27 protein-coding genes are annotated in these 26,943 nt (G+C 67.6%); 12 read left to right on the top strand and 15 right to left on the bottom strand.

Annotated elements, in window-relative coordinates; translation table 11 throughout:
• Positions 1–57: 57 nt before the first annotated feature.
• The 4 genes from AC5LXX_RS07315 to AC5LXX_RS07300 all read right to left on the bottom strand — a co-directional run bounded on the left by AC5LXX_RS07315 (position 58) and on the right by AC5LXX_RS07300 (position 4,698).
• A complete protein-coding gene (locus AC5LXX_RS07315) occupies positions 58–2,292 on the bottom strand; it encodes a RelA/SpoT family protein (protein ID WP_493410978.1) in 2,235 nt (744 codons plus the stop codon).
• Between the two features lie 44 nt (positions 2,293–2,336).
• Positions 2,337–2,690 carry a RidA family protein gene (locus tag AC5LXX_RS07310; RefSeq protein ID WP_124454793.1) on the bottom strand — a complete coding sequence of 118 codons (354 nt, stop codon included), beginning with the start codon at positions 2,688–2,690 and terminating at the stop codon, positions 2,337–2,339.
• A 79-nt stretch (positions 2,691–2,769) separates the two neighbouring features.
• Positions 2,770–3,666, bottom strand: a complete 897-nt coding sequence (locus tag AC5LXX_RS07305) for an alpha/beta fold hydrolase (protein WP_493410977.1) — start codon at positions 3,664–3,666, stop codon at positions 2,770–2,772.
• A 126-nt stretch (positions 3,667–3,792) separates the two neighbouring features.
• Positions 3,793–4,698 carry a LysR family transcriptional regulator gene (locus AC5LXX_RS07300; protein WP_493411097.1) on the bottom strand — a complete coding sequence of 302 codons (906 nt, stop codon included), beginning with the start codon at positions 4,696–4,698 and terminating at the stop codon, positions 3,793–3,795.
• A 138-nt stretch (positions 4,699–4,836) separates the two neighbouring features.
• Here AC5LXX_RS07300 and AC5LXX_RS07295 point away from each other — a divergent pair, with 138 nt between their 5' ends.
• The 3 genes from AC5LXX_RS07295 to AC5LXX_RS07285 are packed head-to-tail and all read left to right on the top strand — an operon-like array spanning position 4,837 to position 7,167.
• Entirely contained in the window at positions 4,837–5,394 is a 558-nt protein-coding gene (locus tag AC5LXX_RS07295; RefSeq protein WP_493410976.1) for an ester cyclase, read from the top strand.
• Between the two features lie 11 nt (positions 5,395–5,405).
• The gene (locus AC5LXX_RS07290; RefSeq protein WP_493410975.1) at positions 5,406–6,416 is read left to right on the top strand and encodes a polysaccharide deacetylase family protein; all 1,011 of its coding nucleotides are present in this window, start codon (positions 5,406–5,408) and stop codon (positions 6,414–6,416) included.
• Between the two features lie 37 nt (positions 6,417–6,453).
• Positions 6,454–7,167 carry an SDR family oxidoreductase gene (locus tag AC5LXX_RS07285; RefSeq protein WP_493410974.1) on the top strand — a complete coding sequence of 238 codons (714 nt, stop codon included), beginning with the start codon at positions 6,454–6,456 and terminating at the stop codon, positions 7,165–7,167.
• A 71-nt stretch (positions 7,168–7,238) separates the two neighbouring features.
• Here the strand turns inward: AC5LXX_RS07285 and AC5LXX_RS07280 are convergent, their stop codons facing one another.
• Entirely contained in the window at positions 7,239–8,123 is an 885-nt protein-coding gene (locus AC5LXX_RS07280) for an EamA family transporter (protein WP_493410973.1), read from the bottom strand.
• A 92-nt stretch (positions 8,124–8,215) separates the two neighbouring features.
• Here AC5LXX_RS07280 and AC5LXX_RS07275 point away from each other — a divergent pair, with 92 nt between their 5' ends.
• Positions 8,216–9,148 carry a LysR family transcriptional regulator gene (locus tag AC5LXX_RS07275; protein WP_185658213.1) on the top strand — a complete coding sequence of 311 codons (933 nt, stop codon included), beginning with the start codon at positions 8,216–8,218 and terminating at the stop codon, positions 9,146–9,148.
• Between the two features lie 86 nt (positions 9,149–9,234).
• Here AC5LXX_RS07275 and AC5LXX_RS07270 read toward each other — a convergent pair whose 3' ends face one another.
• Complete coding sequence (locus AC5LXX_RS07270; RefSeq protein WP_006476194.1) at positions 9,235–9,876, bottom strand: CoA transferase subunit B; 642 nt, start codon at positions 9,874–9,876, stop codon at positions 9,235–9,237.
• 1 nt (position 9,877) lies between these two features.
• Positions 9,878–10,582: a CoA transferase subunit A gene (locus tag AC5LXX_RS07265; protein ID WP_124454781.1), complete on the bottom strand. Its 705-nt coding sequence runs from the start codon at positions 10,580–10,582 to the stop codon at positions 9,878–9,880.
• A gap of 223 nt (positions 10,583–10,805) precedes the next feature.
• Here AC5LXX_RS07265 and AC5LXX_RS07260 point away from each other — a divergent pair, with 223 nt between their 5' ends.
• Entirely contained in the window at positions 10,806–11,351 is a 546-nt protein-coding gene (locus tag AC5LXX_RS07260) for a LuxR C-terminal-related transcriptional regulator (protein ID WP_124454779.1), read from the top strand.
• A 123-nt stretch (positions 11,352–11,474) separates the two neighbouring features.
• Here the strand turns inward: AC5LXX_RS07260 and AC5LXX_RS07255 are convergent, their stop codons facing one another.
• Positions 11,475–11,915, bottom strand: coding sequence for an acyl-CoA thioesterase (locus tag AC5LXX_RS07255; protein ID WP_124454777.1), 441 nt, complete (start codon positions 11,913–11,915; stop codon positions 11,475–11,477).
• Positions 11,916–11,947: 32 nt separating this feature from the next.
• Entirely contained in the window at positions 11,948–12,730 is a 783-nt protein-coding gene (locus tag AC5LXX_RS07250; protein WP_124454775.1) for an SDR family oxidoreductase, read from the bottom strand.
• 178 nt (positions 12,731–12,908) lie between these two features.
• Between AC5LXX_RS07250 and AC5LXX_RS07245 the strand changes: the two genes are divergently transcribed.
• Positions 12,909–14,582, top strand: coding sequence for an electron transfer flavoprotein-ubiquinone oxidoreductase (locus AC5LXX_RS07245; protein ID WP_493406566.1), 1,674 nt, complete (start codon positions 12,909–12,911; stop codon positions 14,580–14,582).
• A 139-nt stretch (positions 14,583–14,721) separates the two neighbouring features.
• On the opposite strand, the gene aroC is transcribed toward AC5LXX_RS07245, so the two are convergent.
• The 3 genes from aroC to AC5LXX_RS07230 all read right to left on the bottom strand — a co-directional run bounded on the left by aroC (position 14,722) and on the right by AC5LXX_RS07230 (position 18,643).
• The gene (gene aroC / locus AC5LXX_RS07240) at positions 14,722–15,822 is read right to left on the bottom strand and encodes a chorismate synthase (protein WP_493410972.1); all 1,101 of its coding nucleotides are present in this window, start codon (positions 15,820–15,822) and stop codon (positions 14,722–14,724) included.
• A gap of 291 nt (positions 15,823–16,113) precedes the next feature.
• Positions 16,114–18,048: an MFS transporter gene (locus AC5LXX_RS07235; RefSeq protein WP_493410971.1), complete on the bottom strand. Its 1,935-nt coding sequence runs from the start codon at positions 18,046–18,048 to the stop codon at positions 16,114–16,116.
• A gap of 139 nt (positions 18,049–18,187) precedes the next feature.
• Positions 18,188–18,643: a CBS domain-containing protein gene (locus AC5LXX_RS07230; protein ID WP_006488504.1), complete on the bottom strand. Its 456-nt coding sequence runs from the start codon at positions 18,641–18,643 to the stop codon at positions 18,188–18,190.
• Between the two features lie 157 nt (positions 18,644–18,800).
• Here AC5LXX_RS07230 and AC5LXX_RS07225 point away from each other — a divergent pair, with 157 nt between their 5' ends.
• Positions 18,801–19,118: an Mpo1-like protein gene (locus AC5LXX_RS07225; RefSeq protein ID WP_493410970.1), complete on the top strand. Its 318-nt coding sequence runs from the start codon at positions 18,801–18,803 to the stop codon at positions 19,116–19,118.
• A gap of 16 nt (positions 19,119–19,134) precedes the next feature.
• Here the strand turns inward: AC5LXX_RS07225 and AC5LXX_RS07220 are convergent, their stop codons facing one another.
• On the bottom strand, positions 19,135–20,466 hold the full coding sequence (locus tag AC5LXX_RS07220; protein ID WP_493410969.1) for a YihY family inner membrane protein: 1,332 nt from the start codon (positions 20,464–20,466) through the stop codon (positions 19,135–19,137).
• A 145-nt stretch (positions 20,467–20,611) separates the two neighbouring features.
• On the opposite strand from AC5LXX_RS07220, the gene wrbA reads away from it, so the two are divergent.
• Genes wrbA through AC5LXX_RS07200 form a run of 4 tightly spaced genes read left to right on the top strand, consistent with a single transcriptional unit; the run spans position 20,612 to position 23,926 of the window.
• Positions 20,612–21,232: an NAD(P)H:quinone oxidoreductase gene (wrbA, locus tag AC5LXX_RS07215; protein WP_309287782.1), complete on the top strand. Its 621-nt coding sequence runs from the start codon at positions 20,612–20,614 to the stop codon at positions 21,230–21,232.
• Positions 21,229–21,621, top strand: a complete 393-nt coding sequence (locus AC5LXX_RS07210) for a DUF2069 domain-containing protein (protein ID WP_322082979.1) — start codon at positions 21,229–21,231, stop codon at positions 21,619–21,621. Before wrbA ends, AC5LXX_RS07210 begins: the two co-directional genes overlap by 4 nt.
• 18 nt (positions 21,622–21,639) lie before the next feature.
• Complete coding sequence (locus AC5LXX_RS07205; RefSeq protein WP_493410968.1) at positions 21,640–23,061, top strand: FAD-binding oxidoreductase; 1,422 nt, start codon at positions 21,640–21,642, stop codon at positions 23,059–23,061.
• Between the two features lie 25 nt (positions 23,062–23,086).
• Entirely contained in the window at positions 23,087–23,926 is an 840-nt protein-coding gene (locus AC5LXX_RS07200; protein ID WP_493410967.1) for a metallophosphoesterase, read from the top strand.
• A gap of 58 nt (positions 23,927–23,984) precedes the next feature.
• On the opposite strand, the gene AC5LXX_RS07195 is transcribed toward AC5LXX_RS07200, so the two are convergent.
• A complete protein-coding gene (locus tag AC5LXX_RS07195; protein WP_493410966.1) occupies positions 23,985–24,137 on the bottom strand; it encodes a hypothetical protein in 153 nt (50 codons plus the stop codon).
• Between the two features lie 117 nt (positions 24,138–24,254).
• Positions 24,255–25,196, bottom strand: a complete 942-nt coding sequence (locus tag AC5LXX_RS07190) for a LysR family transcriptional regulator (protein ID WP_493410965.1) — start codon at positions 25,194–25,196, stop codon at positions 24,255–24,257.
• A 157-nt stretch (positions 25,197–25,353) separates the two neighbouring features.
• On the opposite strand from AC5LXX_RS07190, the gene AC5LXX_RS07185 reads away from it, so the two are divergent.
• A complete protein-coding gene (locus AC5LXX_RS07185) occupies positions 25,354–26,934 on the top strand; it encodes an efflux transporter outer membrane subunit (protein ID WP_493410964.1) in 1,581 nt (526 codons plus the stop codon).
• Positions 26,935–26,943: the final 9 nt, after the last annotated feature.

The following is a 26,943-nucleotide window of genomic DNA, read 5'->3' as shown; positions in this document are numbered from 1 at the left end:
GGGCTTGGCAAGTGTTTTTATGCGGTCGCAGCAAAATAACGGCGTTTCAACCCCACATCAAGTCTTCCGCCCCGCCCGCACGACGCCCTGCACCTCGCCGAGCAGCGTGCACGCGCGCTGCACCTGCGCCGAGTTCGACACCTCGACCGTGAACTGCATGAACGCCGCATTGCGGCGACTCTGCGTCTTCACGCCCACCACGTTGATCTTCTCGCGGGCGAACACTTCGGAGATGTCGCGCAGCAACCCTTGCCGGTCGCTCGCCTCGATCATCAGGTCGACCGGATAGACGGACGCGCCGCGCCCGCCCAGCACGTCGGCCGACCAGGTCGTCTGCAGCACGCGCTCCGGCGCGCGCTCGACCATCCGGCGGAACGTCGGGCAATCGGTGCGGTGGATCGACATGCCCTTGCCGCGCGTGACGAACCCGCTGATCGGATCGGGCGGCGCCGGACGGCAGCACCGCGCCAGCTGGGTCAGCAGCGCATCGACGCCCACCACCAGCACGCCGGTCGACGCGCCGTGCGCGACGCTCGCGCCGCTGCTGCGCTTCTCGAAATCGGCGGGCGCCTCGAGCGCCGGCTCCGGCGGCGGCGCATCGGACAGCGCGTGCTCGACATTGCGCAGGCTGAACTCTTCCTTGCCGACGACCGAGAACAGCTCCTCGGGCGACTTGAAGCCGAGCTTCGCGGCGAGGTTGTCCAGGCTGACCGACGTCTTGCCTTCGCGCTGCAGCGTCTTTTCGACGAGCGCCCGGCCATGCGCGATGTTTTCTTCCTGCTCGATCGAGTTGAACCAGGCACGCACCTTCTGCCGCGCGCGCGGGCTCTTCAGGTAGCCGAGCTGCAGGTTCAGCCAGTCGCGCGACGGCCCGCCCTCCTTCACCGCGACGATCTCGACTGTCTGGCCGTTCGCGAGCGACGTGTTCAGCGGGACCATCACGCCGTCGACGCGCGCGCCGCGGCAGCGATGGCCGAGCTCGCTGTGCAGGTGGTACGCGAAATCCACCGGCGTCGCGCCCTGCGGCAACGCGATCACGCGCGCCTGCGGCGTCAGCACATAGATATGGTCGTCGTCGAGCGACGTCTCGCGCAATTGCGCCCACGCCTGGTCGCCCGACACCTCGGTGCCGTCCTCGACGTCGTCCTTCCACGCCAGCAACTGACGCAGCCACGCGATCTTCTCGTCGTACTTGTCGCTCGCCGAGAACTGGCCGCCATAGCCGCGCGCGCCGGCCTCCTTGTAGCGCCAGTGCGCGGCGACGCCGTACTCGGCGAAGCGGTGCATCTCCTGCGTGCGGATCTGCACCTCGAACGCGCGGCCATCGTCGCCGATCACGACCGTATGCAGCGACTTGTAGCCGTTCGGCTTCGGCCGCGAAATGTAGTCGTCGAATTCCTTCGGCACCGGCTGCCACAGGTGATGCACGATGCCGAGCACCGCGTAGCAATCCTTGATGTCCGGCACGATCACGCGAAACGCGCGCACGTCGTACAGCTCGGAGAAGTCGAGCTCCTTGCCGCGCATCTTGCGCCAGATGCTGTAGATATGTTTCGGCCGGCCGCTCACGTCGGCCTGGATGCTCGCTTCCGCGAGCTCGTGCTGCAGCCGCTCGATCGCCTGCGTGACGTATGCCTCGCGCTCGATGCGCTTCTCGTCGAGCAGCTTCGCGATCCGCTTGTAGGTGACGGGATCCTCGAAGCGGAACGCCAGATCCTCGAGTTCCCACTTCAGTTGCCAGATACCGAGACGGTTCGCGAGCGGCGCATAGATCTCGAGCGTCTCGCGCGCGACGTCGGGCGGCGGCTCGATCTTCGCGGCCGCGTAATAGCGCAGCGACTGCAACCGCGACGCGAGCCGGATCAGCACGACGCGGATGTCCTGCGCGAACGCGAGCAGCATCTTGCGCAGCGCTTCGATCTGCGTGCGCCGCTCTTCCGCCGCGTCGCGCCCCGTGTCGGGCCTGGCGTTCTGCGCGGCGCGCAGGCTGACGGTGCCGAGCCGCAACAGCTTGCGCACGTCGGACACGAGCCGCGCCACCTCTTCGCCGAAGCGCTCGGTGAGCTCGCGCTCGGGGTCGCTCAGGTGCGGCGTCAGCACGAACAGCGCCGCGGCCTGCATCGCGGACGGGTCGACGTTCAGCGTGCGCATGATCGCCGCCGTACCGGCCGAGTGATCGGCGAGCAACTCGCCCGACGACAGGCGTGCGTCGCCGGCCCGTTCGCGCACGAACGCCAGTACGTCGTCGAACGACGGTGCCGCGACGGGGGAAGCGGAAACGGACTCGGTCATTGCACGGCCTGGCGGAAAACGGTCATCGTCGGATAACGCTCAGCTCAGCTCCGCTGCGCGGCGACGACCACGATCTCGACGAGCAGCGCGGGATCCGCGAGCTTCGCCTCGACGGTGGCGCGCGGCGGCGTGTTGCCGTGCGCGACCCATGCGTCCCATTCGGCATTCATGCCGTCAAAGTTCGCCAGATCCGAGATGTAGATCTGCACCGACAGCAGATGGGCCTTGTCGCTGTTCGCTTCGGCGAGCAGGCGGTCGATGTGGCCGAGCACTTCGCGCGTCTGGCCCCTGATGTCCTGCGTGGTGTCTTCGGCGATCTGGCCGGCCAGATACACGGTACCGTTGTGGATCGCGGTTTCGGAGAGACGGGCCCCGACGTGGTGACGAATGACTGCCATGGAATGTTCCGCTCGTGATGGGTAAGGAATCGTTCGGCGGCCCGGCCCGCGTGCCGCCGAACCGCATATTATGACGCGTTTATGCGTCGCCTTCGACGAAAAACCGTCGTGCAAGTGCAATCTGGTCGGCGCTGATGAACGCCGGCGCGTGGCCCGCACCCGGAATCTCGGCGTGCGTCACATGCCGGCCGCGACGCACCATGTCGGCCACCGTCTCGCGCGACAGCAGGTCGGACGTCTCGCCGCGCACGACGAGCAGCGACGCATCCGTCGTCTCGATCGCATGCCACAGCGCAGCTTCGCCGAGCGCGGCCAGTTCGGGCGTCGTCGCCTTGAACGGCTCGGCGATGCGCGGATCGTAGCGCATCGTCCAGCCGCCCTCGGGCAGCTCGTGCAGCAGCGGCCCGTTGATCTCGCGCCATTCGTCCGCAGTCAGCGCGCCGAACGGCAGCGACAGCGACGTCAGATAGTCGATGGCCTCCTGCTCGGTGTCGAAGCGCGGCTGCACGCCGAGGTATTCGCCGATGCGCGTGAGCGAATCGGGCTCGATGCGCGGACCGACGTCGTTGACGATCATCCGGCGCAGCGGCGAACCGCGCAGCCCCGCGAGCGCCATGCCGATCAGGCCGCCCATCGACGTGCCGAACCAGTCGACCGATTCGACGTCGAGCCGCGCAATCAGCGTCACCATGTCGGCCACGTATTGCGGAATCGCATAGAGCCGCGGGTCGGCCAGCCGGTCCGACCGGCCGCGCCCGACGATGTCGGGGCACACGACGCGATACGTATCGGACAGCGCGGCGGCAAGCCGGTCGAAATCGCGCCCCGAGCGCGTCAGGCCGTGCACGCAGACGAGCACGCGCGGGTTCGCGGGATCACCCCACTCGGTATAGGCGACATGGTGAAGGCCGGCCGCGCTCGCACACTGCACGCGCCGCTGGCGGGGAACCGGAGGATTCGCTGGGGTCGTTGGCATCGTTGGCATCCTGTGGAGAACGGGGGCGACGCGCGGGGCAACGCTTGCGACACCCGATGCAAACGATTGTAAACCGCTTCGCAACGACGGGGCGCCACGCGGCCGGCCCCATCGCCCGAGGCGGATTCAATCGTTGCGGCGCCAGGCGCCCCGCAATTGCTCGCGCAGGAAATCGACGAAGGTCCGCACGCGCAACGGCACGTGACGGCCGCCGGGATAGACGGCATGCAGCGGCGCCGCGGACGCCTCGAAAGCCGGCAGCACGCGCACGAGCCGACCGGCATCGAGATCGGCGTCGACATCCCAGATCGACTTCAACGCAATGCCCGCGCCCTCGAGCGCCAGCGTGCGCGCCGCGCCGCCGTCGTTCGTCAGCAGCGCGGCCGTCACCTCGACCGTCACGCCGCCTTGAGCGCCATCGAACCGCCATTCGGCACGCGGCTGGTCGCCCATCACGATGCATCGATGCGCACGGAGGTCGGCCGGATGGACCGGCAGCCCGTGCGCCGCCAGATAGCCCGGCGACGCACACAGCACGCGATGATTCGGCGCCAGCTCGCGCGCGATCATCGTCGAATCGGCAAGATTGCCGATCCGCACGGCGACGTCGATGTCGGCTGCGAGCAGATCGACGACGGTATCAGTCAGCATCAGCTGCACGGTCAATTGCGGATGTCGCTGCTGAAATGCCGCCACGAGCGGCGCGATCCGCAAGCGGCCGAGCTCGCCGGGCGCCGTCACGCGCAGGACGCCGCTGACCGTGCCGCGACGATCGCGCATCAGCGTTTCGGCGCGGTCGACCTCCTCCAGGATGCGCAGCACCTGCGCGTGAAACTGCGCGCCGTCATCGGTCAGCGTTTGCTGTCGTGTCGTCCGGTGCAGCAGGCGGACGCCGAGCCGCGACTCCAGGTGCGCGAGCCGCTTGCTGACGACTGACAACGACAGATCGAGTTCGCGCGCCGCCGCCGACAGACTGCCGGCCGCCACGATCCTCGCGAAGGTATCGAGCGCCGGGAAATCGTCGATCAGCATCCTGGCCACGATCTCATCCGAATCTTTCCTTTTTTCGAAGAATCCATTCGCTATTCGCCCGTATTTGCATTCAAAGCGGAAACCTACCATAACTGTTCCGCGTCGTCTCCCGACGCCCCTCACAGGACCTCCGAAACCATGTCGATCCGCTTTCGTTCGGCCACCGGCCCAATCGCACACGCATTGGCGGCCGCCGCTTGCGCCGTTGCGCTCTCGCCAGCCGCTTCGCGTGCTGCCGATCTCGTCGCGCCGCACGACCTGACCGTCGCGGCAGGCTTGCCGGCCGCGCAGGCCCGTGCGCAAATTCTGGCCGCGCGCCGCTACGGCACCTTCTGGAATACCGGCGATCCCGCCCTCGCCCGCGCGGCACTCGCCGCCGACTTCACCGACCGGACACTGCCGCCCGGCCGCGAACAAGGGCTGCCAGGGCCGCTCGCGGCCTCCGGCACGATGCGCGGCGCGATCCCGGATCTGCGCTGCGACATCGAACAGATGATCGTCGCGGGCGACCGTGTCGTCGTGCACCTGCATTTTCGCGGACATTTCACCGGCACCTTCAACGGAACGGCCGGGCACGGACAGGCGATCGACTTCATCGCGACCGATATCTACCGGATCGACCACGGCCGGATCGCGGAAAACTGGCACATCGAGGACAACCTGACGTTGCTGCGTCAGCTTGGACTCGTCAGCTGACGGAGGGAACGATGCCCCACGGAAACGACGAACGCCCGACGCCCCTGCCGCGCCGCACGTTCCTGGTCCAGGCCGGTGCCGGATTGACAGCCGGCGTCGCGCTGGCGGCCGGCGCCTCCCTGCCTGCAACCGCCGCGCCAACGCCGGCGCCCACCGCATCGGGGGCCGCGCCGTTCTGGCCAGACGACACACGCCTCGCGATCTCGATCTCGATGCAGTTCGAGGCGGGCGGACAGCCGCCCACGGGCGCGGACAGCCCGTTCCCGGCCGTCGCGTTCCCGCCGTCGGTACCGGTCGATCTCGCGTCGGCCACGTGGTTCGCGTATGGCTACCGGGAAGGCATTCCGCGCCTGCTCGACCTGTGGGACCGACACGGCGTGAAAGTCACGTCGCACATGATCGGGGAAGCCGCGCGCCGGCACCCCGAACTGGCACGCGAAATCGTGTCGCGCGGCCATGAAGCTGCCGCACACGGCCCGACGTGGCGCGCACAATTCGCGATGAGCCGCGACGAAGAGCGTCGCTTCCTGACCGAAGCACGCGACATGGTCGAAGCGGCGACCGGCCAGCGCCCCACCGGCTACAACTGCAACTGGCTGCGGCGCGGACCGCATACGTTGCCGCTGCTGCAGGAACTCGGCTACGCCTATCACATCGACGACGTCAGTCGGGACGAACCGTTCATCGAGACCGTCGGCGGTCGCGATTTCGCGGTGGTTCCGTACACGCTGCGCAACAACGACATCCTGCTGATCGAAGGTCGCAACTACTCGCCGACGATGTTCCTCGAGCAGATCAAGCTCGATTTCGACCAGTTGTACGCGGAAGCCGGGCAGCGGCGCCGACTGATGTCGATCAGTGCGCATGACCGGATCAGCGGCACGCCGCAGATGGTCCGTGCGTGGGACGCGTTCCTGCACTACGCGCGATCACACCCGGGCGTCGCCTTCATGCGCAAGGACGACATTGCGCGCTTCGCCCTGCACAGCCCGTCGACGCTGCGCGAAACCGAAACGATCTGACGGGATTCCCTTCAACACCCACCCTGGAAAGACGCTCATGAATGATCTGCTTCACGGAAAGAAAATACTCGTCGTCGGAGGAAGCTCCGGCATCGGCGCCGCCACGGCAGCAGCATTCGCGCGACGCGGCGCGCTAGTGACGATCGCCTCGCGCGACCCGGGCAGGTTCAACATCGACGCCATGCCAGCCGCACATGTGCGGCGCGAAACGCTCGACATCATGGATACAACGGACGTCGACGCGTTCTGCGCGCGTACCGGCCAGTTCGACCACGTCGTGATTTCGGCCGCGAAGACGGCCACGGGCCCGGTCCGTGCACTGCCGCTTGCCGACGCGCAGGCGGCGATGGACAGCAAGTTCTGGGGCGCATACCGCATCGCCCGCGCGATCGATATCGCGCCCGGCGGTTCGCTGACATTCGTATCCGGCTACCTGAGTGTGCGGCCGAGCGCGTCGTCGGTCTTGCAGGGGGCGATCAATGCGGCGCTCGAAGCCCTCGCCCGCGGCCTGGCACTCGAGCTGGCGCCGGTTCGCGTGAATACCGTATCGCCCGGCCTGATCGCAACGCCGCTGTGGGACAAGCTCGCACCCGACGCACGCGACGCGATGTATGCAGGCGCCGCACAGCGGCTTCCGGCACGCAGGGTCGGCCAGCCGGAAGATGTCGCGAATGCGATCCTGTATCTGGCGGCAACGCCTTATGCGACCGGTTCGACGGTACTGATCGACGGCGGCGGCGCGATCGCGTGACGCATGCACTCGCGACAAAACACCCCGCGCACGCGCCAGCTCGTCATGGCCATGCGTTCGCGACGACGCGACTACTTCTGCACGACCGCACCGATGCTCGCGCCGACCACGCACAGCGTGCCGGCGATCTGCAGCGCACTCATCGGCTGCGCCAGCACGACGAACCCGATGACGGCAGCGATCGCGGGCTCGGCGCTCATCAGGATGCCGAACGCCGACGCGCTCATCCGCCGCAGGGCGATCAGCTCGAGCACGTAGGGAAACAGCGGGACCAGCACCGCCAGATATGCGGCATCGACCAGTTGCCCGGCCGGCAGATGGCCGCCGCTTTGCGCGAGCCCGAACGGCGTCGTGACGAGCGCGGCCACGATCAGCGACGTGGCGAGCCCCTGCAATCCGTCGAACAACGTACCGACGCGCTTCATCAACAGGATATAGGCGGCCCAGCCGAGCGCCGAACCGACCGGAAAGACCAGAGCGGCGGGCGCCGTCACCCACATGCCGTCCTGCCGCGCCAGCAACAACACGCCCGCCAGTGCCAGCACGGGCCATACGAGCATCGCCGGCCTGCGCACGCCGACGGCGGCGACCGCCAGCGGCCCGAGAAAGTTGATCGCCACCGCGAGCCCGAGCGGCACGCGGCGCACGGCTTCGAAGAAGCACAGCGTCATCACGGCCATCGCACTGCCGAGCGCGACGGCCACAATCCAGCGTTGCCGCGAATAAGTGCGAAGCGGCGGCCGCACGACAACCGCGAGCGCGAGTGCAGCGAAACAGAGCCGCAACCAGGTTGTGCTTACGGTGCCGTACTCGATCGTCGCCGGCCTCGACAGCGCCGCGCCGAGCTGCACGCTGCACATCGACGCGACCGCCAGCAGCGGCGCGACCGCGTTCGCGAATGGGGCAGCCGTGCGCGCGACACCACCCGGCCGTACCGTACTCGATTCCTCGCTCATTCGACCGCTCCAGATCAGTGACACGCCGATGCTAACCGCGGCCGCGCGCCTGATATAAGCTGATAATTCTTATGTCTGCATCAGGAAAATTGATGATCCGCGATCTCGACAGCACGCTGCTGCGCACGTTCGTCACCGTGATCGAAACCGGCAGCGTCAGCGCGGCGGCAATGGTGCTGCATCGCACGCAGGCCGCCGTCAGCATGGCGCTGCGCCGGCTCGAGGAGGAAGTCGGCCAGCGCCTGCTCGAACGCTCGCCGCGCGGCGTGACGCCGACGGCGGCGGGCAGCGTGCTGCTGCCGTATGCGCACGAGCTCCTCGGCATCGGGCTCGCCGCCCGCGCCGCGCTCACCGCGGGCGACATTTCAGGCACCGTCCGGCTCGGCATTCTCGAGGACATCGCCGTCGGGCATCTGCCGCACGCGCTGCGGCAGTTCGCAGCGTCGTTTCCGAACGTCGCGCTCGAGATCGTCGTCGATACGAGCCCGGTGCTGTCGCAGCGACTCGCGGCCAATGCGCTCGATTTCGTGATCGGCGATCCCGCACTGATCCGCGCCGAGCCGCTCACGACGTGGCGGCATCCGCTGCGCTGGGCCGCCGCGCTCGCCGCGCCCCGGCTTCCGACGGACGAAGCGGTGCCCATCGTCGCATTCGGCGGTGCGTGCCCGTGGCAGGACAGGCTGTTCGCGACGTTGCGCGAAGCCGGCCGCGCATGGCGCGTCATCTGCACCAGCACGAGCCTGTCCGCGATCCAGTCGGCGGTCGAGGCCGGCCTCGGCATCGCGGTGCTGCTGGACTGGAACGTGCGTCGCGACACGATGCGCGCGCTCGATCCACAGGCAGCCGGACTGCCGGCCCCGCCCGCCGCCGATTTCGGGCTGTTCAGCCACGCGGATACCGGCGATCGCACGTCGGCGGCCGCGACGCTACAGCGCTTCCTGTTTCATGCGCTGCAGTTGGGTTCGCCCGGCGAGCCCCCATCCGCAACCGGGCGCGCCGGCGAATCGTTGCGGGCCGCCGTCTGACGCCGGCGCGGCCTGTCGCGCCGGCCGCCCATGCAAACGCCCCGCATACCTTCCGGCATGCGGGGCGTATCGGGACGAACGACGACTCAGGCTACCGCGCTCACGTCGAGCGGCGCGCCCGTCTTCGCCTGGATCTCGTCGGCGCTCACGCCGTCGGCGAGTTCGAGGACCTTCAGGCCGGCCGGCGTCACTTCGATCACGCCGAGATCGGTGATGATCAGGTCGACCACGCCGACACCCGTCAGCGGCAGGTTGCATTCTTCGAGGATCTTGTGCTGGTCGCCCTTCGCGACATGCTCCATCAGCACGACGACACGCCCCACGCCCGCGACGAGGTCCATTGCGCCGCCCATCCCCTTGATCATCTTGCCGGGGATCATCCAGTTCGCGAGGTCGCCCTGCTTGCTGACCTGCATCGCGCCGAGGATCGCGAGGTTGATGTGGCCGCCGCGAATCATCGCGAACGAATCGGCCGACGAGAAGATCGACGAGCCCGGCAGCGTCGTGACGGTCTGCTTGCCGGCGTTGATGAGATCGGCGTCGACTTCGTCCTCGGTCGGCGACGGGCCGATGCCGAGCAGGCCGTTTTCCGACTGCAGCCACACCTCGACGCCTTCCGGCACGTGGTTGGCCACGAGCGTCGGCAAGCCGATGCCGAGGTTCACGTAGAAGCCGTCCTGCAGTTCCTTCGCCGCGCGCGCGGCCATCTGGTCACGATTCCAGGCCATGTCAGTCTCCTTTCGCGCGTACGACGCGTTGTTCGATGCGTTTTTCAGGCGTCGCATTCAGCACGATGCGCTGCACGAAAATCCCCGGCGTGTGGACCTGGTCCGGATCGAGCGTGCCGTTCTCGACGATCTCCTCGACTTCCACCACGGTGATCTTGCCGGCCATCGCGCACATCGGGTTGAAGTTGCGCGCCGTGCGGCGGTAGATCAGGTTGCCGGACTTGTCGGCCTTCCACGCCTTCACGAGCGCGACGTCGGCCGTCAGCGACGGCTCGAGCACGTAGTGACGGTCGCCGAACTGGCGCGTTTCCTTGCCTTCCGCGATCACGGTGCCGTAGCCGGTATTCGTGAAGAAGGCGGGGATGCCCGCGCCGCCCGCGCGCAGCTTCTCGGCGAGCGTGCCTTGCGGCGTAAATTCGAGCTCGAGTTCGCCGGCCAGGTACTGGCGCTCGAACTCCTTGTTCTCGCCGACGTACGACGAGATCATCTTCCTGATCTGGCGCGTTTCCAGCAGCAGGCCGAGGCCGAAACCGTCGACGCCCGCGTTGTTGCTGATGCAGGTGATGCCCTTGACGGCCGAGTCGCGCAACGCCGCGATCAGTGCCTCCGGAATCCCGCACAGGCCGAAGCCGCCCACCGCGAAGGTCTGTCCGTCGCGGACGATCCCTTCCAGCGCGGCAGCCGCGCTTGGATAGACTTTGTTCATCAGTTGTCCCTTCCTCTATGGAAACCAGCAAAACCGGTTCACGCGCCCAGTTGGACCGCAAGCCCGCCGCATCATTCTATGCATGCGCGGCAATGCCTGCGTCGAAGCACGCTGTTTTTATGTCGCGGCAAACCACCGCGAGATGCCTGAAAGGGTACGATGCGGCACGGATGCGGCACAATACGCAAAAATACATAAGCGTTTGCCTCCGCTTGCCTGCGCCATGCCCGCTCTCGATTACCAGACTGCCTTCCACCTCGCGCCGCTCGGCCTCGTGCTGTCGCGCGACCGCGTGATCGAGGATTGCAACGACGCGCTCGCGTCGATCTTCCGCTGCGCGCGGGCCGACCTGATCGGAAAGTCGTACGAGGTGCTCTACCCGTCGACGGACGAATTCCAGCGCATCGGCGAGCGCATCGCGCGCGTGATGGCCGCGAACGGCATCTACTCGGATGACAGGATCATGAAGCGCGCGGACGGCGAGCTGTTCTGGTGCCACGTGACGGGCCGCGCGCTCGACCGCACCGCGCCGCTCGCGGCCGGCGTGTGGACTTTCGAGGACCTGAGCGCGACGCGCCGCGTCGCCGTCGAGCTGACCCCGCGCGAGCGCGAGATCGCCGCGCAGCTCGCCACAGGCAAGACCAGCAAGCAGATCGGGCGCGTGCTCGAGATCAGTTCGCGCACGGTCGACATCTACCGCGCACGGCTGATGCGCAAATACGGCACGAACAACACGCCGGAACTGCTGCAGCGTCTGCTCGGGCAGTGAAAGCCCGCCGCGTGGCGGCGTCCGAATGAAGATCGGCCGCGCTGGGCGGCCGAATCGGATGACTCCGGGTAAGACAGGCATGGCGGCTCACCGGCGCCGGCGCCGGTCTCGCCGACCCGGCGCTCAGTCGATTTTGGTCGCGAGTGCGCGCTCGATCGTGTCGCGCAGCAGTTGCGGCAGTTCCACCGACTTGCCGAGCGCGTAGTCGACCCACACGCAGCGCGCCTTGCCGCGCGCATAGACGTGCTGCGGATCATCCGCGCGCGTGAGCTCGAAGCCGGTGTCGAAGCTGCTCCGGCCAGGCTTCGCGGCCGACATCTTCGCGATCACGTCGCCCGGATAGTGCAGCTGCTTGAGAAATTCCATCGACGCCGTGACGATGACGGGCCCCTGCCCTTCGCCGTTGCCGCCGGCAATGCCGAGCTCCTCGAACCACGAGATCCGCGCCTGCTCCATGTAGCGGAAATAGACCGTGTTGTTCACATGGCCGAACGCGTCCATGTCGCCCCAGCGGATCGGCATCGACATCTCAAATACAGGGGAGTAATCGCTTGTTGCGCTCATTGCAGTCTTCTTTGTTGCTGAATGTCATCCGCTCAGGCGAGGCCGAAGCCGTCGTCGGCAGAGATAATCGAGCCGTTGATGAACTGCGACTCGTCGGCCGCGAGCAGCAACAACAGCCCGTCGAGATCCTGCGGCTTGCCGACGCGCTTGCGCGGCAGCATCGACTGCAGCTTCTGGCCCTGCTCGGTTTCCCACAGGTAATGATTGATTTCGGTATCGATATAGCCCGGACAGATCGCATTGACGTTGATCCCGTGGCGCCCCCACTCGAGCGCCATCGCGCGCGTCATCTGCACGACCGCGGCCTTGCTCATCGCGTACAGCCCGATCTGCGGGAACACCCGCAGCCCTGCCACCGACGCGATGTTGATGATCCGGCACGGCGGCTTGCCGTTGCCGCTGCCGTTCGCGCGCATGATCATCCGCTTCGCCACTTCCTGCGCGACGAAAAATGCGCCGCGCGTGTTGGTGTCGAACACGAACTCGAAATCGGCCGGCGTGACGTCGACGAGCTTCTGCATCGTCGAGACGCCCGAATTGTTCACGAGGATGTCGATCGTGCCGGCTTCCGTCTCGGCATGCGCGACCGCCGCCTTGATGCTCTGGACGTCGGTGACGTCGAGCGACACGACGTGCGCGGCGCCGCCGGCCGCCTCGATCTCCGCGCGCAGTTCCTTCAGGCGCTCGACGCGGCGGCTCGCGAGCACGACCTTCGCGCCAGCCTGCGACAGCACCTGCGCAAAGCGCTGCCCGAGGCCGCTCGACGCGCCCGTGACCAGCGCAACCTTGCCTTCCAGATTGATCGACCGACCCATTTGCACATCCCCTTTCGATGTCGTTTCGCCAGCCCGGGCGGCACAGCCCGGGCGACATTACCCTAGCACAAAAATAGAACGATCGTGCTAATCTAGCCGCATGTTGTTGCGGCAAGCGTTTCGTTTCGCAGACAATACGCTCCCGAATAAAAGCATTCTAACGGTTAGAGGAACGCCAATGACCCCCGCAAGCCTCATCGAGCAATACGGCCCGCGCGAATCGATGGAATACGACGTCGTGATCGTCGGCGGCGGCCCCGCCGGGCTGTCGGCGGCGATCCGGCTCAAGCAGCTGGCCGCCGAGAAAGGCACCGAGATCGGCGTGTGCGTGCTCGAGAAGGGTTCCGAGATCGGCGCGCACATCCTGTCGGGCGCGGTGATGGATCCGCGCGCGATCACCGAACTGTTCCCCGACTGGAAGGAACGCGGCGCGCCGCTCGACGTCGAGGTGACGGAAGACCGCTTCCTGTTCCTGTCCGAGAAGAGCGCCGTCACGACGCCCAACTGGGCGCTGCCCGCCAACTTCCAGAACCACGGCAACTACGTCATTTCGCTGGGTAACGTGACCCGCTGGCTCGGCCAGCAGGCCGAGGCGCTGGGCGTCGAGATCTTCCCGGGCTTCCCCGCTGCCGAGATTCTCTATAACGACGACGGTTCCGTGAAGGGCGTCGCGACCGGCAACATGGGCGTGGGCAAGGACGGCGAGCCGACCGAGAACTTCCAGCTCGGCATGGAGCTGCACGCGAAGTACACGCTGTTCGCCGAAGGCTGCCGCGGCCATCTCGGCCGCCAGCTGATCTCGAAGTTCAAGCTCGACGCGAACGCCGATCCGCAGGCGTACGGGATCGGCATCAAGGAACTGTGGGAAATCGATCCGGCCAAGCACAAGCCGGGCCTGGTGATCCACACGGCCGGCTGGCCGCTGAAGTCCGATACCTACGGCGGCTCGTTCCTGTATCACATGGACAACAACCAGGTCGTGGTCGGCTTCGTGGTGGGCCTGGGCTACACGAACCCGTACCTGTCGCCGTTCGAGGAATTCCAGCGCTACAAGACGCATCCGTCGATCCGCGCGTTCCTCGAAGGCGGCAAGCGCGTGTCGTACGGCGCGCGGGCGATCACCGCTGGCGGCCTGCTGTCGCTGCCGAAGACGGTGTTCCCGGGCGGCGCGCTGATCGGCGACGACGCGGGCTTCCTGAACGCGTCGCGGATCAAGGGCAGCCACGCGGCGATCAAGACCGGCATGCTGGCGGCCGACGCCGCGTTCGACGCGGTGCAGGCCGGCCGTCAGTCGGACGAGCTCAACGCCTACCCGGACGCGTTCAAGCAATCGTGGCTGTACACGGAGCTGTACCGCGCGCGCAACTTCAAGCAGTGGATGGCCAAGGGCCTGTATCTCGGCACGCTGATGGTCGGGCTCGAGCAGAAGGTGATGGGCGGCAACGTGCCGTGGACGCTGCACCACAAGCATGCGGATCACGAGATGCTGAAGCCGGCGTCGCAGTGCACGCCGATCGAGTATCCGAAGCCGGACGGCAAGCTGACGTTCGACCGGCTGTCGTCGGTGTTCATCTCGAACACGAACCACGAGGAGAACCAGCCGGCGCACCTGACGCTGAAGGACGCGAGCGTGCCGGTGAACGTGAACCTGCGCACGTATGCGGGGCCTGAGGCGCGCTTCTGCCCGGCGGCCGTGTACGAGTTCGTGAAGAACGACGACGGCGGCGATCGGCTGGTGATCAACGCGCAGAACTGCGTGCACTGCAAGACCTGCGACATCAAGGACCCGACGCAGAACATCGTGTGGGTCACGCCGGAAGGCGGCGGCGGGCCGAATTACCCGAACATGTAACCAGCCGGAACGCGCCGCCACGCGCGGCGCGCTTTTATGGATCGCCACAAACGAAACGGGGCGCTGCTCGACGCAGCGCCCCGTTTTGCATTCCTGGCAGACCGTCAGGCGAGGCGCGCCGGCGCCCCGCCCGCTTGCGTCAGGTCGCGCTGCCGGCGATCTTCGGCGTCGACGTCTCGACATCGCCGCACTGAGCACGATGGCGCAGCGCGTGATCGATCAGCACCAGCGCGAGCATCGACTCGGCGATCGGCGTCGCACGAATGCCGACGCACGGATCGTGGCGGCCGAACGTTTCGACCGTCGCCTCGTCGCCTGCCTTCGTGATCGAACGGCGCGGCGTACGGATGCTCGACGTCGGCTTGATCGCGATCGACACGGTGATGTCCTGGCCCGTCGAAATCCCGCCGAGCACGCCGCCCGCATGGTTGCCGACGAAGCCGCCCGGCGTCAGTTCGTCGCCGTGCACCGAGCCGCGCTGCGCGACGCTGTCGAAGCCGGCGCCGATCTCGACGCCCTTCACCGCGTTGATGCTCATCATCGCCTTCGCGATATCGGCATCGAGACGGTCGAACACGGGCTCGCCCCAGCCGACCGGCACCCCCGACGCGACGACGTCGATGCGCGCGCCGATCGAATCGCCATCCTTGCGCAGCGCGTCCATGTACGCCTCGAGTTCCGGCACGACCGCCGCATTCGGCGAGAAGAACGGGTTCTCGCGCACGTGCGACCAGTCGACGAACGGCACGTCGATTTCGCCGAGGCCGCTCATGTAGCCGCGCACCTCGACGCCGAAGCGCTCGCGCAGCCACTTCTTCGCGACCGCGCCCGCACCGACGATCGGCGCGGTCAGGCGCGCGGACGAGCGGCCGCCGCCACGGTAGTCGCGGATGCCGTACTTCTGCCAGTACGTGTAGTCGGCGTGACCGGGACGGAACGTCTCGACGATGTTGCCGTAGTCCTTGCTGCGCTGGTCGGTGTTGCGGATCAGCAGCGCGATCGGCGTACCGGTCGTCACGCCTTCGAACACGCCCGACAGGATCTCGACCTCGTCGGCCTCCTGCCGTTGCGTCACGTGCCGCGATGTGCCGGGCTTGCGGCGATCGAGTTCGATCTGGATGTCGGCTTCGGTCAGCGCCATCCCCGGCGGGCAGCCGTCGATCACGCAGCCGATCGCGGGACCGTGCGATTCGCCGAAGGTCGTGACAGTGAAAAGCGTGCCGAGGGTATTGCCGGACATGATGGAACCGCCCAAAGAGAAATGGGCAAACCGATGCACTGCCAGGGCCGCAGGCAGGCCGATCCGTTTGCCGGTCGAGAAAAAGAGGTAAACCGCTATTATGCCAGCCGTCCCGGACCCGCGGGCCGTGTGAACCGTTCAGACCACACGGGCCGGCCGCGGATAAGGGCAGATGCGAGGCAGGTACGGCGATCGCAAGCCCTCGGCGTTGCGCTCGGGACCCGCCGAACCGGGGCCGCCATCCCGGCCCGGTGCGCGGATCGATCATCCCGCGCCGGACCCGGCGCCCGCCTACTTCCGCGCGCCGCGCAGCTCGGTCACCGCCGCCTGCAACAACTCGGGCGTCGCGACCGACGCCGCGATCGGCTCGCCGACCGCCAGCGTCAGCCGGCTCATCACGCCGCGCTTGATGGGGCGCGGCATCCGCGCATCGGAATGCCGCGAGAAATAGCTGCCCCACAGTCCGCGCAGCGCCATCGGGATCACCGGCGCCGGCGTGCGGCCCAGGATCTCGGTGATGCCGTGATGGAACGTATTGATGTCGCCCGTCTTCGTCAGCTTGCCCTCGGGGAAGATGCACACCAGTTCGCCTTCCTTCAGCGCGGCCTCGCACAGGTCGTACGCACGCGCGAGCATCGCGGGATCCTCGTGGCGCGGCGCGATCGGGATCGCCTTCGCATGCCGGAACACCCAGCTCGCGAAGCGCGTCTTGAAGATCCGGTGATCCATCACGAAACGGATCGGGCGCGGGCTCGCGGCGGCCAGCACGAGTGCGTCGACGTAGCTGACGTGGTTGCACACGAGCACGGCCGCCCCTTCCGCCGGGATCCGCTCCGCATGGACGAGGCGGATCCGGTAGAACGTATGCACGAGCACCCATGCGACGAAGCGCAGCAGGAACTCGGGCACGAGCAGGTAGATATACGTCGCGACGATCACGTTCAGGAGCGCGGTGACGAGGAACAGCCCCGGGATGTCGACGCCGGCCTTGGTCAGCCCCATCGCCATCACGGCCGACAGGATCATGAACAGCGCGTTCAGGATGTTGTTCGCGGCGATGATCCGCGCGCGGTGCGTCGGCGCGCTGCGGCTCTGGATCAGCGCGTACAGCGGCACGCTGTAGAAGCCGCCGAACATCGCGAGCAGGAACAGGTCGGCCAGGATGCGCCAGTGGCGCGCGCCGGCCAGGAACTCGCCGACCGACAGCAGGTGGCCGGGCGACGGCAGCGCATGGCTCGCGAAATACAGCTCGATCGCGAACACGCTGATGCCGATCGAGCCGAGCGGCACGAGGCCGATCTCGACCCGCCGCTGCGACAGCCGCTCGCACAGCAGCGAGCCGAGACCGATGCCGACCGAGAACGTCGCGAGCAGGATCGTGACGACGTCGGGGCTCGCGGACAGCACGTCCTTCGCGAAATTGAAGAACGACGTGAGGAACGTCGCGCCGACGAACCACAGCCACGAGATGCCGAGCAGGCTGAGGAACACGGTGCGGTTCTGGCGCGCGAGCCCGAGGTTGCGCCACGTTTCGCTGAACGGATTCCAGTTGATCACGAGATCGGGCTGCGGCGCGGGCGTCGACGGCACGCGCTGCGCGACGAGCCGCCCCGCGAGCGCAATCAGGACGACGCTCACCGCGAGCACGCGCTCGCCGGCACCTTCGATGCCCGCGGCCGCGCCGCCGATGATCGTGCCGATCAGGATCGCGATGAACGTGCCCATTTCGACGAGGCCGTTGCCGCCGACCAGTTCATGCTCGCCCAGATGCTGCGGCAGGTACGAATACTTGACGGGCCCGAACAGCGTCGAGTGCATCCCCATCATGAACGTGCACAGATACAGCAGCGTCGCGCTGTGCGTGACGAAGCCGGCCGCGCCGACGAGCATCAGCACGATCTCGAAGGTCTTCACGAAGCGCGTGAGGGTCGCCTTGTCGTATTTGTCGGCGATCTGGCCGGACGTCGCCGAGAACAGCACGAACGGCAGAATGAAGATCGCGGAGATCAGGAACGCGGCCGTCTTCGCATCGACCCCGGAGAACCGTGCGGTGTGATAGGTGACGAGCGACGTGAAGCCGATCTTGAAGACGTTGTCGTTCAGCGCACCGAGGAACTGGGTCGTGAAGAACGGCGCGAAACGGCGCTCGCGCAGCAGGTCGAACTGCGATGCGTGGGCGCGCCGTTCGTCGCGCCGCCCCGAAGTGGCTTGCGTGTGATCGCTCATGCGGAATACGCGCGCGTCGTCTCGGCGAAGCTGCGCGGGCCTCGTGTTGTCGTTAAAAAAAAGGCGGCGCAGGACAAGCCTGCGCCGCCGCATGCCGGATGGCGGCGCCCATGCATCGAGGTGCCGGGCGCGGCATGGTTCACGGCTTGTGCGCTTCGGCTTCCGATTCCGGCCAGTCGCGGATGTACGCCTTCAGCATCCGGTTCTCGAAGCTCTGCGCCTCGACGACCGTCTTCGCGACGTCGTAGAACGAAATGACGCCCATCAGCACCTTCTTGTCGAGCACCGGCATGTAGCGCGCGTGACGCTCGAGCATCATCCGGCGCACTTCGTTGACGTCGGTTTCCGGCGTACACGTGAGCGGCTCGTCCATCACCTTGCGCACCTGGACGTCGCCGATCGCGCCGCCGTTCACGTGCAGGCGCAGGATGATCTCGCGGAACGTCAGCATCCCGACGAGATCGCCGTACTCCATCACGACCAACGAACCGATATCGTGTTCGGCCATCGTATCGACCGCTTCGCGCAGCGGCTTATCGGGCGTCACCGTAAACAGCGTGTTGCCCTTCACTTTCAGAATATCGCTGACGCGCATCGTAGTCCCCTCATGCTTGAATGCAAAATCTCTTTCGATCCTATCGGAAAGCCTGTCAAAAGGAAAGCGCGGCCCGGCGCGGCGGCCCGCCCCCGCTTGCGGACGCGGGCCGGCCGCCGCACAATGACCCTATCGATGGCGGCCCGAGGAGACGGCCATGGCGCATACGCATTCCGAGCAATTCGCCAGCTTCGCTGATTTCTACCCGTATTACCTGAACGAACACCAGAACCTGACGTCGCGGCGGCTGCACTTCATCGGCTCGCTCGGCGTGATCGGCTGCGTCGCGATGGCGATCGCGACGGGCCACTGGCTGTGGCTGCCGGCGGCGATCGTCTGCGGCTACGCGTTCGCGTGGGTCGGACACTTCTTCTTCGAGAAGAACCGCCCGGCCACGTTCCGGCACCCGATCTACAGCCTGATGGGCGACTGGGTGATGTTCAAGGACATCTGCACCGGCAAGATTCCGCTGTAGCCGCCGGGCGCCGCCTTCACGCAGGCCGCGGCGGCCGCGCGTGCGGGTCGGGCACGCCGTCGGGCGCCTGCCCGCCGTTCCCGGCCGGCTGCGCGCCCGCGAGCCGGTGCGCGGCGATCAGCGACGCGAGCGACACGTCGAACCGGTCGCTCGACAGCACCGCGAGCAGCGCCGCGCCTTCGACGTGGCTGCGGCGACGCTGCAGCTGATAGGTCAGCTCCGTGCGGTCGATCACCAGCACATCGAACAGTTGCGCGAGCGTCAGCTGCTCCGGATTCGCGAGCAGGATGTAGCGCGGCGTGGTCTCGCCGCCGCCTTCGAGCCGCGCAATCCACTCGCGCTCCTCCATCGTCGTCAGCAACCGCTGCGCGGTTTCCATGTCGCAGCGCAGCATGGTCGCCAGCCGCATTGCCGTGTAGCCGCGCTTGCCGGCCGCGCGCGCTTCGGCCAGCCGCGCGAGCAGCTCGAGCGCGTCGAGCAGGTCGCTGCCCGGATAGTGGATGCGGTGGAACTGGCCGACGCGGATCGCCGGCAGCGCGGACGCCACCATCGCGCCGAGCAGCGCGATGAACCAGCTCAGGTACACCCACAGCAGGAACACCGGCAGCGCCGCGAACGCGCCGTAGACGGCCGTATAGGTCGGAATGCGCCGCACGTAGTAGCCGAAGCCGCGCTTCGCGAGCTCGAACGCGACGGCCGCGAACAGGCCGCCGATCACCGCGTCGCGCCACGCGACCGCACAGTTCGGCAGGTACACGTACAGCAGCGTGAACGCGAGCACCGTCAGCGGCAGCGACACGAGCGCGAGCAGCCACTCGACGATCGACGTGGACGGCCCCGCGCCGGTAAACGCGAGCGACTGCGTGAACAGGTACGACGAGATCGACAGGCTCACGCCGAACAGCAAGGGCCCAAGCGTGATCAGCGCCCAGTACGCGAGCACGCGCTGCGCGAACGGCCGCGGCTTGCGCACGCGCCAGATCAGGTTGAACGCCGATTCGATCGTCATCATCGTCATCACCGACGTGACGACGAGCACGATCAGGCCGGCCGTCGTCAGCCCCTTGGCCTTCGATGCGAACTGGTTCAGGTACTTGAAGATCTGGACGTTGAACTGCGCGGGCATCAGGTGATCCGCGAGAAAGCCCTGCAGCGAGATCTGGAACGACGCGAACATCGGGAACGCGGTGAACAGCGCGAACGCGACCGTCACGAGCGGCACGAGCGCCAGCATCGTCGTGAAGGTCAGGCTGCCCGCCACTTGCGGGATGCGATCCTCTGCGCTGCGCCGGGCCGCGAACTGCGCGAGGCGCTTGAGGGTGTCGAGATCGACGCTCAACTTCGGCAAACGACTTCTCCTTCTTGATGCCGCGCGCCTCACGGCGCGCCGCCGCCGCGCTGCGCGACGGCTTCAGCCCCTATAATAGCCGCTCGATTCCAGCAGGGGCCGACTGCACCGGGCACGCGCGCGGCCGCACGCGGCTCCGTAGCCCATGAAAGACATCCTCGTCCTCTATTACAGCCGTCACGGCGCCACGCGAGATCTCGCGCTCGCGATCGCGAACGGCATCGACAGCGTGCCGGGCATGCAGGCGCGCATCCGCACCGTGCCGCCCGTGTCGACCGTCTGCGAAACGACTGCCCCCGACATCCCCGCCGACGGCCCGCCGTACGCCGAACTGCGCGATCTCGAGGAATGCGCGGGCCTCGCGCTCGGCTCGCCGACGCGCTTCGGCAACATGGCCGCATCGCTCAAGTATTTCCTCGACGGTACGACGCCGCAATGGCTGTCGGGCGCGCTGACCGGCAAGCCCGCGAGCGTGTTCACGTCGACGGGCAGCCTGCACGGCGGCCAGGAATCGACGTTGCTGTCGATGATGCTGCCGCTGCTGCATCACGGGATGATGATCGTCGGGATCCCGTACACGGAATCGGCACTCAGCACGACGCGCACCGGCGGCACGCCGTACGGCGCGTCGCATGTCGCGCACCACGATCGCACGGCGCCCGGCGGGCTGTCCGCGGACGAGAAGGCGCTCGCGGCCGCGCTCGGCGTGCGGCTGGCGCGCGCGGCGGCCGCCCTGTCGGCCGCCCAGGCCGCCGAGGCCGCATGAACGCCCCCGCCCGCCCCGCCGTCGCGGCCCGGCCGCGCTACGCGCTGGCCGCCGCCGCGTGCCTCGCAGCGCTGATCGCGCTGTCGCTCGCATGGGAACTGTGGCTCGCGCCGCTGCGCCCGGGCGGCTCCGCGCTGATGCTCAAGGCCGTGCCGCTCGCGCTCGCCCTGCCCGGCGTCTGGCGGCGTAACATCTATACGATGCAGTGGGCGAGCATGCTGATCCTCGTCTATTTTGCCGAAGGCATCGTGCGCGGCATGTCCGATCGCGGGCTGTCCGCGACGCTCGGCTGGTGCGAGACCGCGCTTGCCGTCGGCTTCTTCGTGGCGGCGCTGGCCTACGTCGCGCCGTACAAGCGCGCGGCGAAAAAGTCGCGCGCCGCGTCCTGACCCTTACGCGACAAGGTGATGATGTCCTCCGAAGCTTTCGTTTCCGCGTGCCGCGACGCGATCGGCGCCGACCACGTGCTGACCGACCCGCACGATACCGAACCGTTCCTGACCGACTGGCGCCGCCGCTACAAGGGCACCGCGTGCGCGGTGCTGAAGCCCGCGAACACGGCTGAAGTCGCCGCGCTCGTGAAGCTGGCCAACACGCACGGCGTCGCGCTCGTGCCGCAAGGCGGCAACACGGGCCTCGCCGGCGGTGCCACGCCCGACGCGAGCGGCAGCCAGGCCGTGCTGAGCGTCGCGCGCCTGAACCGCGTGCGCGCGCTCGATCCGCACAACAACACGATCACCGTCGAAGCCGGCGTGATCCTCGCCGACGTGCAGGCGCGCGCCCGCGAAGGCGGCCGGCTGTTCGCGCTGAGCCTCGCGGCGGAAGGCAGCTGCACGATCGGCGGCAACCTGTCAACCAACGCGGGCGGCACCGCGGTGCTGCGCTACGGCAACGCGCGCGAGCTGTGCCTCGGGCTCGAGGTCGTGACGCCTCAGGGCGACATCTGGGACGGCCTGCGCGGATTGCGCAAGGACAACACGGGCTATGACCTGCGCGACCTGTTCATCGGCGCGGAAGGCACGCTCGGGATCATCACGGCGGCCGTGATGAAACTGCATCCGCTGCCGGCCGCGCAGGTCACGGCCCTTGCCGCGCTCGAATCGCCGCACGCGGCGCTCGACTTCCTGTCGCTCGCGCAGCGCGCGGCCGGACCGCTCCTGACCGGCTTCGAGCTGATGTCGGATTTCTGCATGCAGCTGGTCGGCAAGCACTACCCGCAACTGCGCTACCCGTTCGCGCAGACGCATGCGCAGACGGTGCTGCTCGAACTGTCCGACAACGAAAGCGAAGCGCATGCGCGCGCGCTGTTCGAGAAACTGATGGAAGAGGCGTTCGAAGCCGGGCTCGTGGTCGACGCGGTGGTTGCGGAGAATCTCGCGCAGTCGCGCGCGTTCTGGGACCTGCGCGAGCATATCCCGCTCGCGCAGGCCGACGAAGGGCTCAACATCAAGCACGACATCGCGGTGCCGATCTCGTCTGTCGCCCGCTTCATCGACGAGACCGACGCGGCGATCCAGCAGGCCGCGCCCGGTGCGCGCATGGTCACGTTCGGCCACCTCGGCGACGGCAACCTCCACTACAACGTGCAGATGCCCGAAGGCGGCGACGCGAAGGCGTTCCTCGCGGCGTTCCAGGCGCCGATCAACCGGATCGTGTACGACAACGTGCACCGCCATCACGGCACGATCAGCGCCGAGCACGGGATCGGCCAGCTGAAGATCGACGACGCGCAGCGCTACAAGTCGCCGGTCGAAACGACGCTGATGCGCACGCTGAAGACCGCGCTCGACCCGCGCGGCCTGATGAATCCCGGCAAGGTCCTGCGCTGAAGCCGCCCACTCCGGAGCCCCGCCCGTGAAAGTCCGCGTCCTGTCCGACCTGCATCTCGAAAGCAACCAGCCCGACGTGATCGCACATGCCGACGCGGATCTCGTCGTGCTGGCCGGCGACATCCACAATCACGCGGAGGGCCTGCGCTGGGCCGCCGAGACGTTCGACCCTGCCGTGCCGGTGATCTACGTGCCGGGCAACCACGAGTACTACGACGGGGAATTTGGCGCACTGGAGACGGCGATGCGCGACGCGGCGCACACGCTCGACAACGTGCACTACCTGAACAACGGCGTCTACGTCGATCCCGAGCAGCGCTTCCGCGTGCTCGGCGCGACGCTCTGGGCCGATTTTTCGCTGTTCGGCCGCGACGAAGCCAGCATGGCCGGCGCGATCGACGCCGCGCTGCGCGTGATGCTCGATTTCAAGGGACTGATCCAGGTGACGTGGCCGCACGACGCGGCGCTGCGTGGGGCACCGGGTACGCCGGGTGCGCCTGAACGGGATTTCTCGCCGGCCGACGCGATCGCGCTGCACCGGCAAAGCCGCATGTGGCTGGAAACGCAGCTCGCGACGCCGTTCGCGGGCAAGACGATCGTCGTCACCCATCATGCGCCGCACCGGCGCTCGCTGGCGGCACGCTATGCGGAAGATCTTGCGTCGGCGGGATTCGTGACGGACATGGCGGAACTGGTGCAGCCGCCGGTGGATCTGTGGCTTCACGGCCACACCCATACGTCATTCGACTACGTTGCGGGCGGCGGCACGCGCGTGGTGTGCAACCCGCGCGGCTACATCCACCGGCGCACCGGTGAACTCGAAAATCCCGCGTTCGCGTGGGACAAGGTCGTCGAGCTCGGCTGAACGCCGGCCCGCCAGGCCGCGTTGCGCGGCCTTCCCGCCACCGCGCGTGACGGCAGGATCAGCGGCCGCGGCCGCGCGGCTCGCGCACGCGCACCGGAACCGGCTTCATCTGCGCCTTCGCCTTCATCGCGCGCAGCAGGTCGCGGGTCGCCGCGGCGGCAGAGGCTGCGCCCAGCAGGACGCCAAGGCCGATCATCAGGTGCGTATCCATTGCTACTCCGGGGTTGCGTATCTCGTTAATTCCCACAGTATCAAACTGTCTGACACGCGTTCGTAAAAAAATGTTGCGTGAAGGACAAATCTCGTCAGATTGCGGTCAACCGCGCTGTCATGTCGCATGCGTGTACTGCTCGAGCGCGGCTTCGTCCGCTTCGAGCGTGAGCGGCAACTCTTCGCGCAGGAAATCGACCCAGGTGCGGATTTTCGCGTCGAGGTACTGGCGCGACGGATACAGCGCGTAGATGTTCATCACGTGGGACCGGTACGCCGGCATCACGCGCACGATGTGTCCGCTGCGCAGCCAGCCGATCGCCGAATAGAGCGGCAACCCACCGATCCCCATCCCTTCCCGCACGGCCACCGCGAGCGCCTCGGCGACGTTCACGCGGAACGGCGGCGCCGTGATCGGCACGATCTCGTCGCCGTTCGGCCCCGCCAGCGCCCATTCGTCGAAGTGAAAGCCCGGCGCGACCATCCCGAGGCATACGTGCTGCGCGAGATCGGCCGGCTGCTGCGGCACGCCGTGCGCCGCGACGTAGCCGGGCGACGCGCAGACGACGCTGTAGCTCTCGCCGAGCCGCTGCGACACGAGCCCCGAATCGGGCAGGTCGCGGCCGACGACGATCGCGACGTCGTACCCCTCGTCGAGCAGGTCGGGCATCCGCTGCGCGAGCGTCAGTTCGACATGCACGTCCGGATAGCGCTCGCGGTAGCGCGCGATCGCCGGCACCAGGTAGTGCTGGCCGAGGCTCGTGAAGCAATGGACCTTCAGCTTGCCCGACGGGCGCGCGTGCGCGTCGCCGGCCTCGGCTTCGGCCTGGTCGACGTACGCCAGGATCTGCTCGCAGCGCTGCAGGTAGCGCTCGCCGGCTTCGGTCAGCGCGATCCGGCGCGTCGTGCGGTTCAGGAGACGCGTGCGCAGGTGCGCCTCGAGATCCGAGACCGCGCGCGACGCGTAGGCGGTGGTCGAGTTCATCTGCTGGGCAGCCGCGGTAAAGCTTCCCGCGTCGACCACGCGGACGAACACCCGCATGTTTTGTAGCGTATCCATCCCAATACCCGTTTGAATCCGGAGGGATTGTTGCACAGAGGCCAACAAATATTATCTCAGGATTCGTAAAAATGACTTGCACCGTTGTCCGTTTATTCAGGAATCACTGAAAAATATAATCGCATCCGACTCATCTATATCCGAAAGGGAGAAAATCGTGCAGTCTCCGGCGACAAAAGGGACGCTCGCACTGGCGGTTCTTGCAGTCTCATTAATAATGGCCGGATGCGCGAGCATGGGCGACAACAACAAGCCGCAATCGGCCCGCCTCGAGGCGAACGCGCTCGACGCCGGCGCCGCGATCAGCGCGGCCGACCGCGACGCGGGCTGGCCCGCGGCCGACTGGTGGCGCGCCTATCGCGATCCGCAGCTCGACTCGTGGATTGCCGCCGCCCAGGCCGGCAATCCGACCCTCGCGGCCGCCGAGGCGCGCGTGCGCGAAGCGCAGGCGATGGCGCGCGTCGCCCGCTCGGCCGAATTGCCGCAGATCAACGGCAACCTGTCGCTGACGCGCGAGCACTGGCCCGACAACGTGTTCTACGGCCCGGGCCCGCTCGCGAACGCCGACACCTGGAACAACACCGGCACGCTCGGCCTGTCGTACCACCTCGACCTGTGGGGCAAGGACAAGAACGCGACCGAACGCGCGCTCGACACCGCGCATGCGACCGCCGCCGACGCGCGTGCGGCGAAGCTCGAACTCGAAGTCAACGTCGTGCGCGCGTATGTCGGCATGTCGATGAACTACGCGCTCCTCGACCTCGCGCATGAAACGTTCGAACGCCAGCGTTCGCTCGCCGATCTCGCACGCAAGCGGCTGCAGGCCGGCCTCGGCACGCAGCTCGAGGTGAGCCAGGCGGAATCGACGCTGCCCGACTACGAGCGCCAGATCGACAGCTACGAGGAAGCGATCCAGCTCGCGCGCCACCAGCTCGCCGCGCTGGCCGGCAAGGGCCCGGGCGCCGGCGACGCGCTCAAGCGGCCGCAGCTGTCGCTCGATGCGCCGGCCGGCCTGCCGTCGGCGATGCCGGCCGACCTGCTCGGCCGCCGCCCCGACGTCGTCGCGGCGCGCTGGACGGTCGACGCGCAGGCACGCGGCATCGACGTCGCGAAAGCGTCGTTCTACCCGAACATCGACCTGCTCGCGACAGTCGGCGGCTTCGGCGTGACCGCGCCGTTCACCGACTTCCTGCGCGCGATGAACGGCGGCTGGACGGCCGGCCCCGCGCTGTCGCTGCCGATCTTCGAAGGCGGCCGGCTGCGTGCGCAGCTCGGCGCGGCGAACGCCGGCTACGACCAGGCGGTCGAGCGTTACAACCAGACGATCGTCGGCGCGCTCAAGGACATCGCCGACCAGGTCGTGCGGATCCGCTCGCTCGATACGCAGAAGAAGGACGCCGCGCGCTCGGTGGCCGCCAACGACCGCAGCTACCAGCTGTCGCGCGAAGGCTTCCGACGCGGGCTGACCGACTACGTGAACGTGCTGGTCGCGCAACAGCAGCTGCTCCGCGCGCAGGAGACGGCCGCCCGCATCGATGCGGAACGCCTCGCCGCGCACGCGCAGCTGATGGCCGCGCTCGGCGGCGGGGTCGAGACGGGCAAGGATGTGCCGAAGGACGAGGCCGCTGCCGGCGCCGCTGCGCCGGCCGCCGCGTCGGGCACGAAGCCCGTGGCAGCCGTCGCCCGGCCCGCGCAGGTCGCGACCGCCGGCGCGTCCGGCGTGACGGCCGCACGGTAACGCGGAGCG

Source organism: Burkholderia torrens (genome assembly GCF_984668525.1).
Note: the sequence above shows the minus strand (reverse complement) of the source record. Positions and strands in the feature narration are given on the sequence as shown.

Bases quoted from the DNA above. Each gene is read 5' to 3' on its own strand.
- AC5LXX_RS07255 (WP_124454777.1), bottom strand. From the start codon at position 11,915: ATGAGCGCAACAAGCGATTACTCCCCTGTATTTGAGATGTCGATGCCG.
- AC5LXX_RS07190 (WP_493410965.1), bottom strand. From the start codon at position 25,196: ATGGATACGCTACAAAACATGCGGGTGTTCGTCCGCGTGGTCGACGCG.
- AC5LXX_RS07250 (WP_124454775.1), bottom strand. From the start codon at position 12,730: ATGGGTCGGTCGATCAATCTGGAAGGCAAGGTTGCGCTGGTCACGGGC.
- AC5LXX_RS07230 (WP_006488504.1), bottom strand. From the start codon at position 18,643: ATGCGCGTCAGCGATATTCTGAAAGTGAAGGGCAACACGCTGTTTACG.
- AC5LXX_RS07285 (WP_493410974.1), top strand. From the start codon at position 6,454: ATGAATGATCTGCTTCACGGAAAGAAAATACTCGTCGTCGGAGGAAGC.
- AC5LXX_RS07310 (WP_124454793.1), bottom strand. From the start codon at position 2,690: ATGGCAGTCATTCGTCACCACGTCGGGGCCCGTCTCTCCGAAACCGCG.
- AC5LXX_RS07290 (WP_493410975.1), top strand. From the start codon at position 5,406: ATGCCCCACGGAAACGACGAACGCCCGACGCCCCTGCCGCGCCGCACG.
- AC5LXX_RS07225 (WP_493410970.1), top strand. From the start codon at position 18,801: ATGGCGCATACGCATTCCGAGCAATTCGCCAGCTTCGCTGATTTCTAC.
- AC5LXX_RS07280 (WP_493410973.1), bottom strand. From the start codon at position 8,123: ATGAGCGAGGAATCGAGTACGGTACGGCCGGGTGGTGTCGCGCGCACG.
- AC5LXX_RS07245 (WP_493406566.1), top strand. From the start codon at position 12,909: ATGACCCCCGCAAGCCTCATCGAGCAATACGGCCCGCGCGAATCGATG.
- AC5LXX_RS07270 (WP_006476194.1), bottom strand. From the start codon at position 9,876: ATGGCCTGGAATCGTGACCAGATGGCCGCGCGCGCGGCGAAGGAACTG.
- AC5LXX_RS07260 (WP_124454779.1), top strand. From the start codon at position 10,806: ATGCCCGCTCTCGATTACCAGACTGCCTTCCACCTCGCGCCGCTCGGC.
- AC5LXX_RS07195 (WP_493410966.1), bottom strand. From the start codon at position 24,137: ATGGATACGCACCTGATGATCGGCCTTGGCGTCCTGCTGGGCGCAGCC.
- wrbA (WP_309287782.1), top strand. From the start codon at position 20,612: ATGAAAGACATCCTCGTCCTCTATTACAGCCGTCACGGCGCCACGCGA.
- AC5LXX_RS07210 (WP_322082979.1), top strand. From the start codon at position 21,229: ATGAACGCCCCCGCCCGCCCCGCCGTCGCGGCCCGGCCGCGCTACGCG.
- AC5LXX_RS07305 (WP_493410977.1), bottom strand. From the start codon at position 3,666: ATGCCAACGACCCCAGCGAATCCTCCGGTTCCCCGCCAGCGGCGCGTG.
- AC5LXX_RS07315 (WP_493410978.1), bottom strand. From the start codon at position 2,292: ATGACCGAGTCCGTTTCCGCTTCCCCCGTCGCGGCACCGTCGTTCGAC.
- AC5LXX_RS07275 (WP_185658213.1), top strand. From the start codon at position 8,216: ATGATCCGCGATCTCGACAGCACGCTGCTGCGCACGTTCGTCACCGTG.
- AC5LXX_RS07265 (WP_124454781.1), bottom strand. From the start codon at position 10,582: ATGAACAAAGTCTATCCAAGCGCGGCTGCCGCGCTGGAAGGGATCGTC.
- AC5LXX_RS07235 (WP_493410971.1), bottom strand. From the start codon at position 18,048: ATGAGCGATCACACGCAAGCCACTTCGGGGCGGCGCGACGAACGGCGC.
- aroC (WP_493410972.1), bottom strand. From the start codon at position 15,822: ATGTCCGGCAATACCCTCGGCACGCTTTTCACTGTCACGACCTTCGGC.
- AC5LXX_RS07205 (WP_493410968.1), top strand. From the start codon at position 21,640: ATGATGTCCTCCGAAGCTTTCGTTTCCGCGTGCCGCGACGCGATCGGC.
- AC5LXX_RS07295 (WP_493410976.1), top strand. From the start codon at position 4,837: ATGTCGATCCGCTTTCGTTCGGCCACCGGCCCAATCGCACACGCATTG.
- AC5LXX_RS07300 (WP_493411097.1), bottom strand. From the start codon at position 4,698: ATGCTGATCGACGATTTCCCGGCGCTCGATACCTTCGCGAGGATCGTG.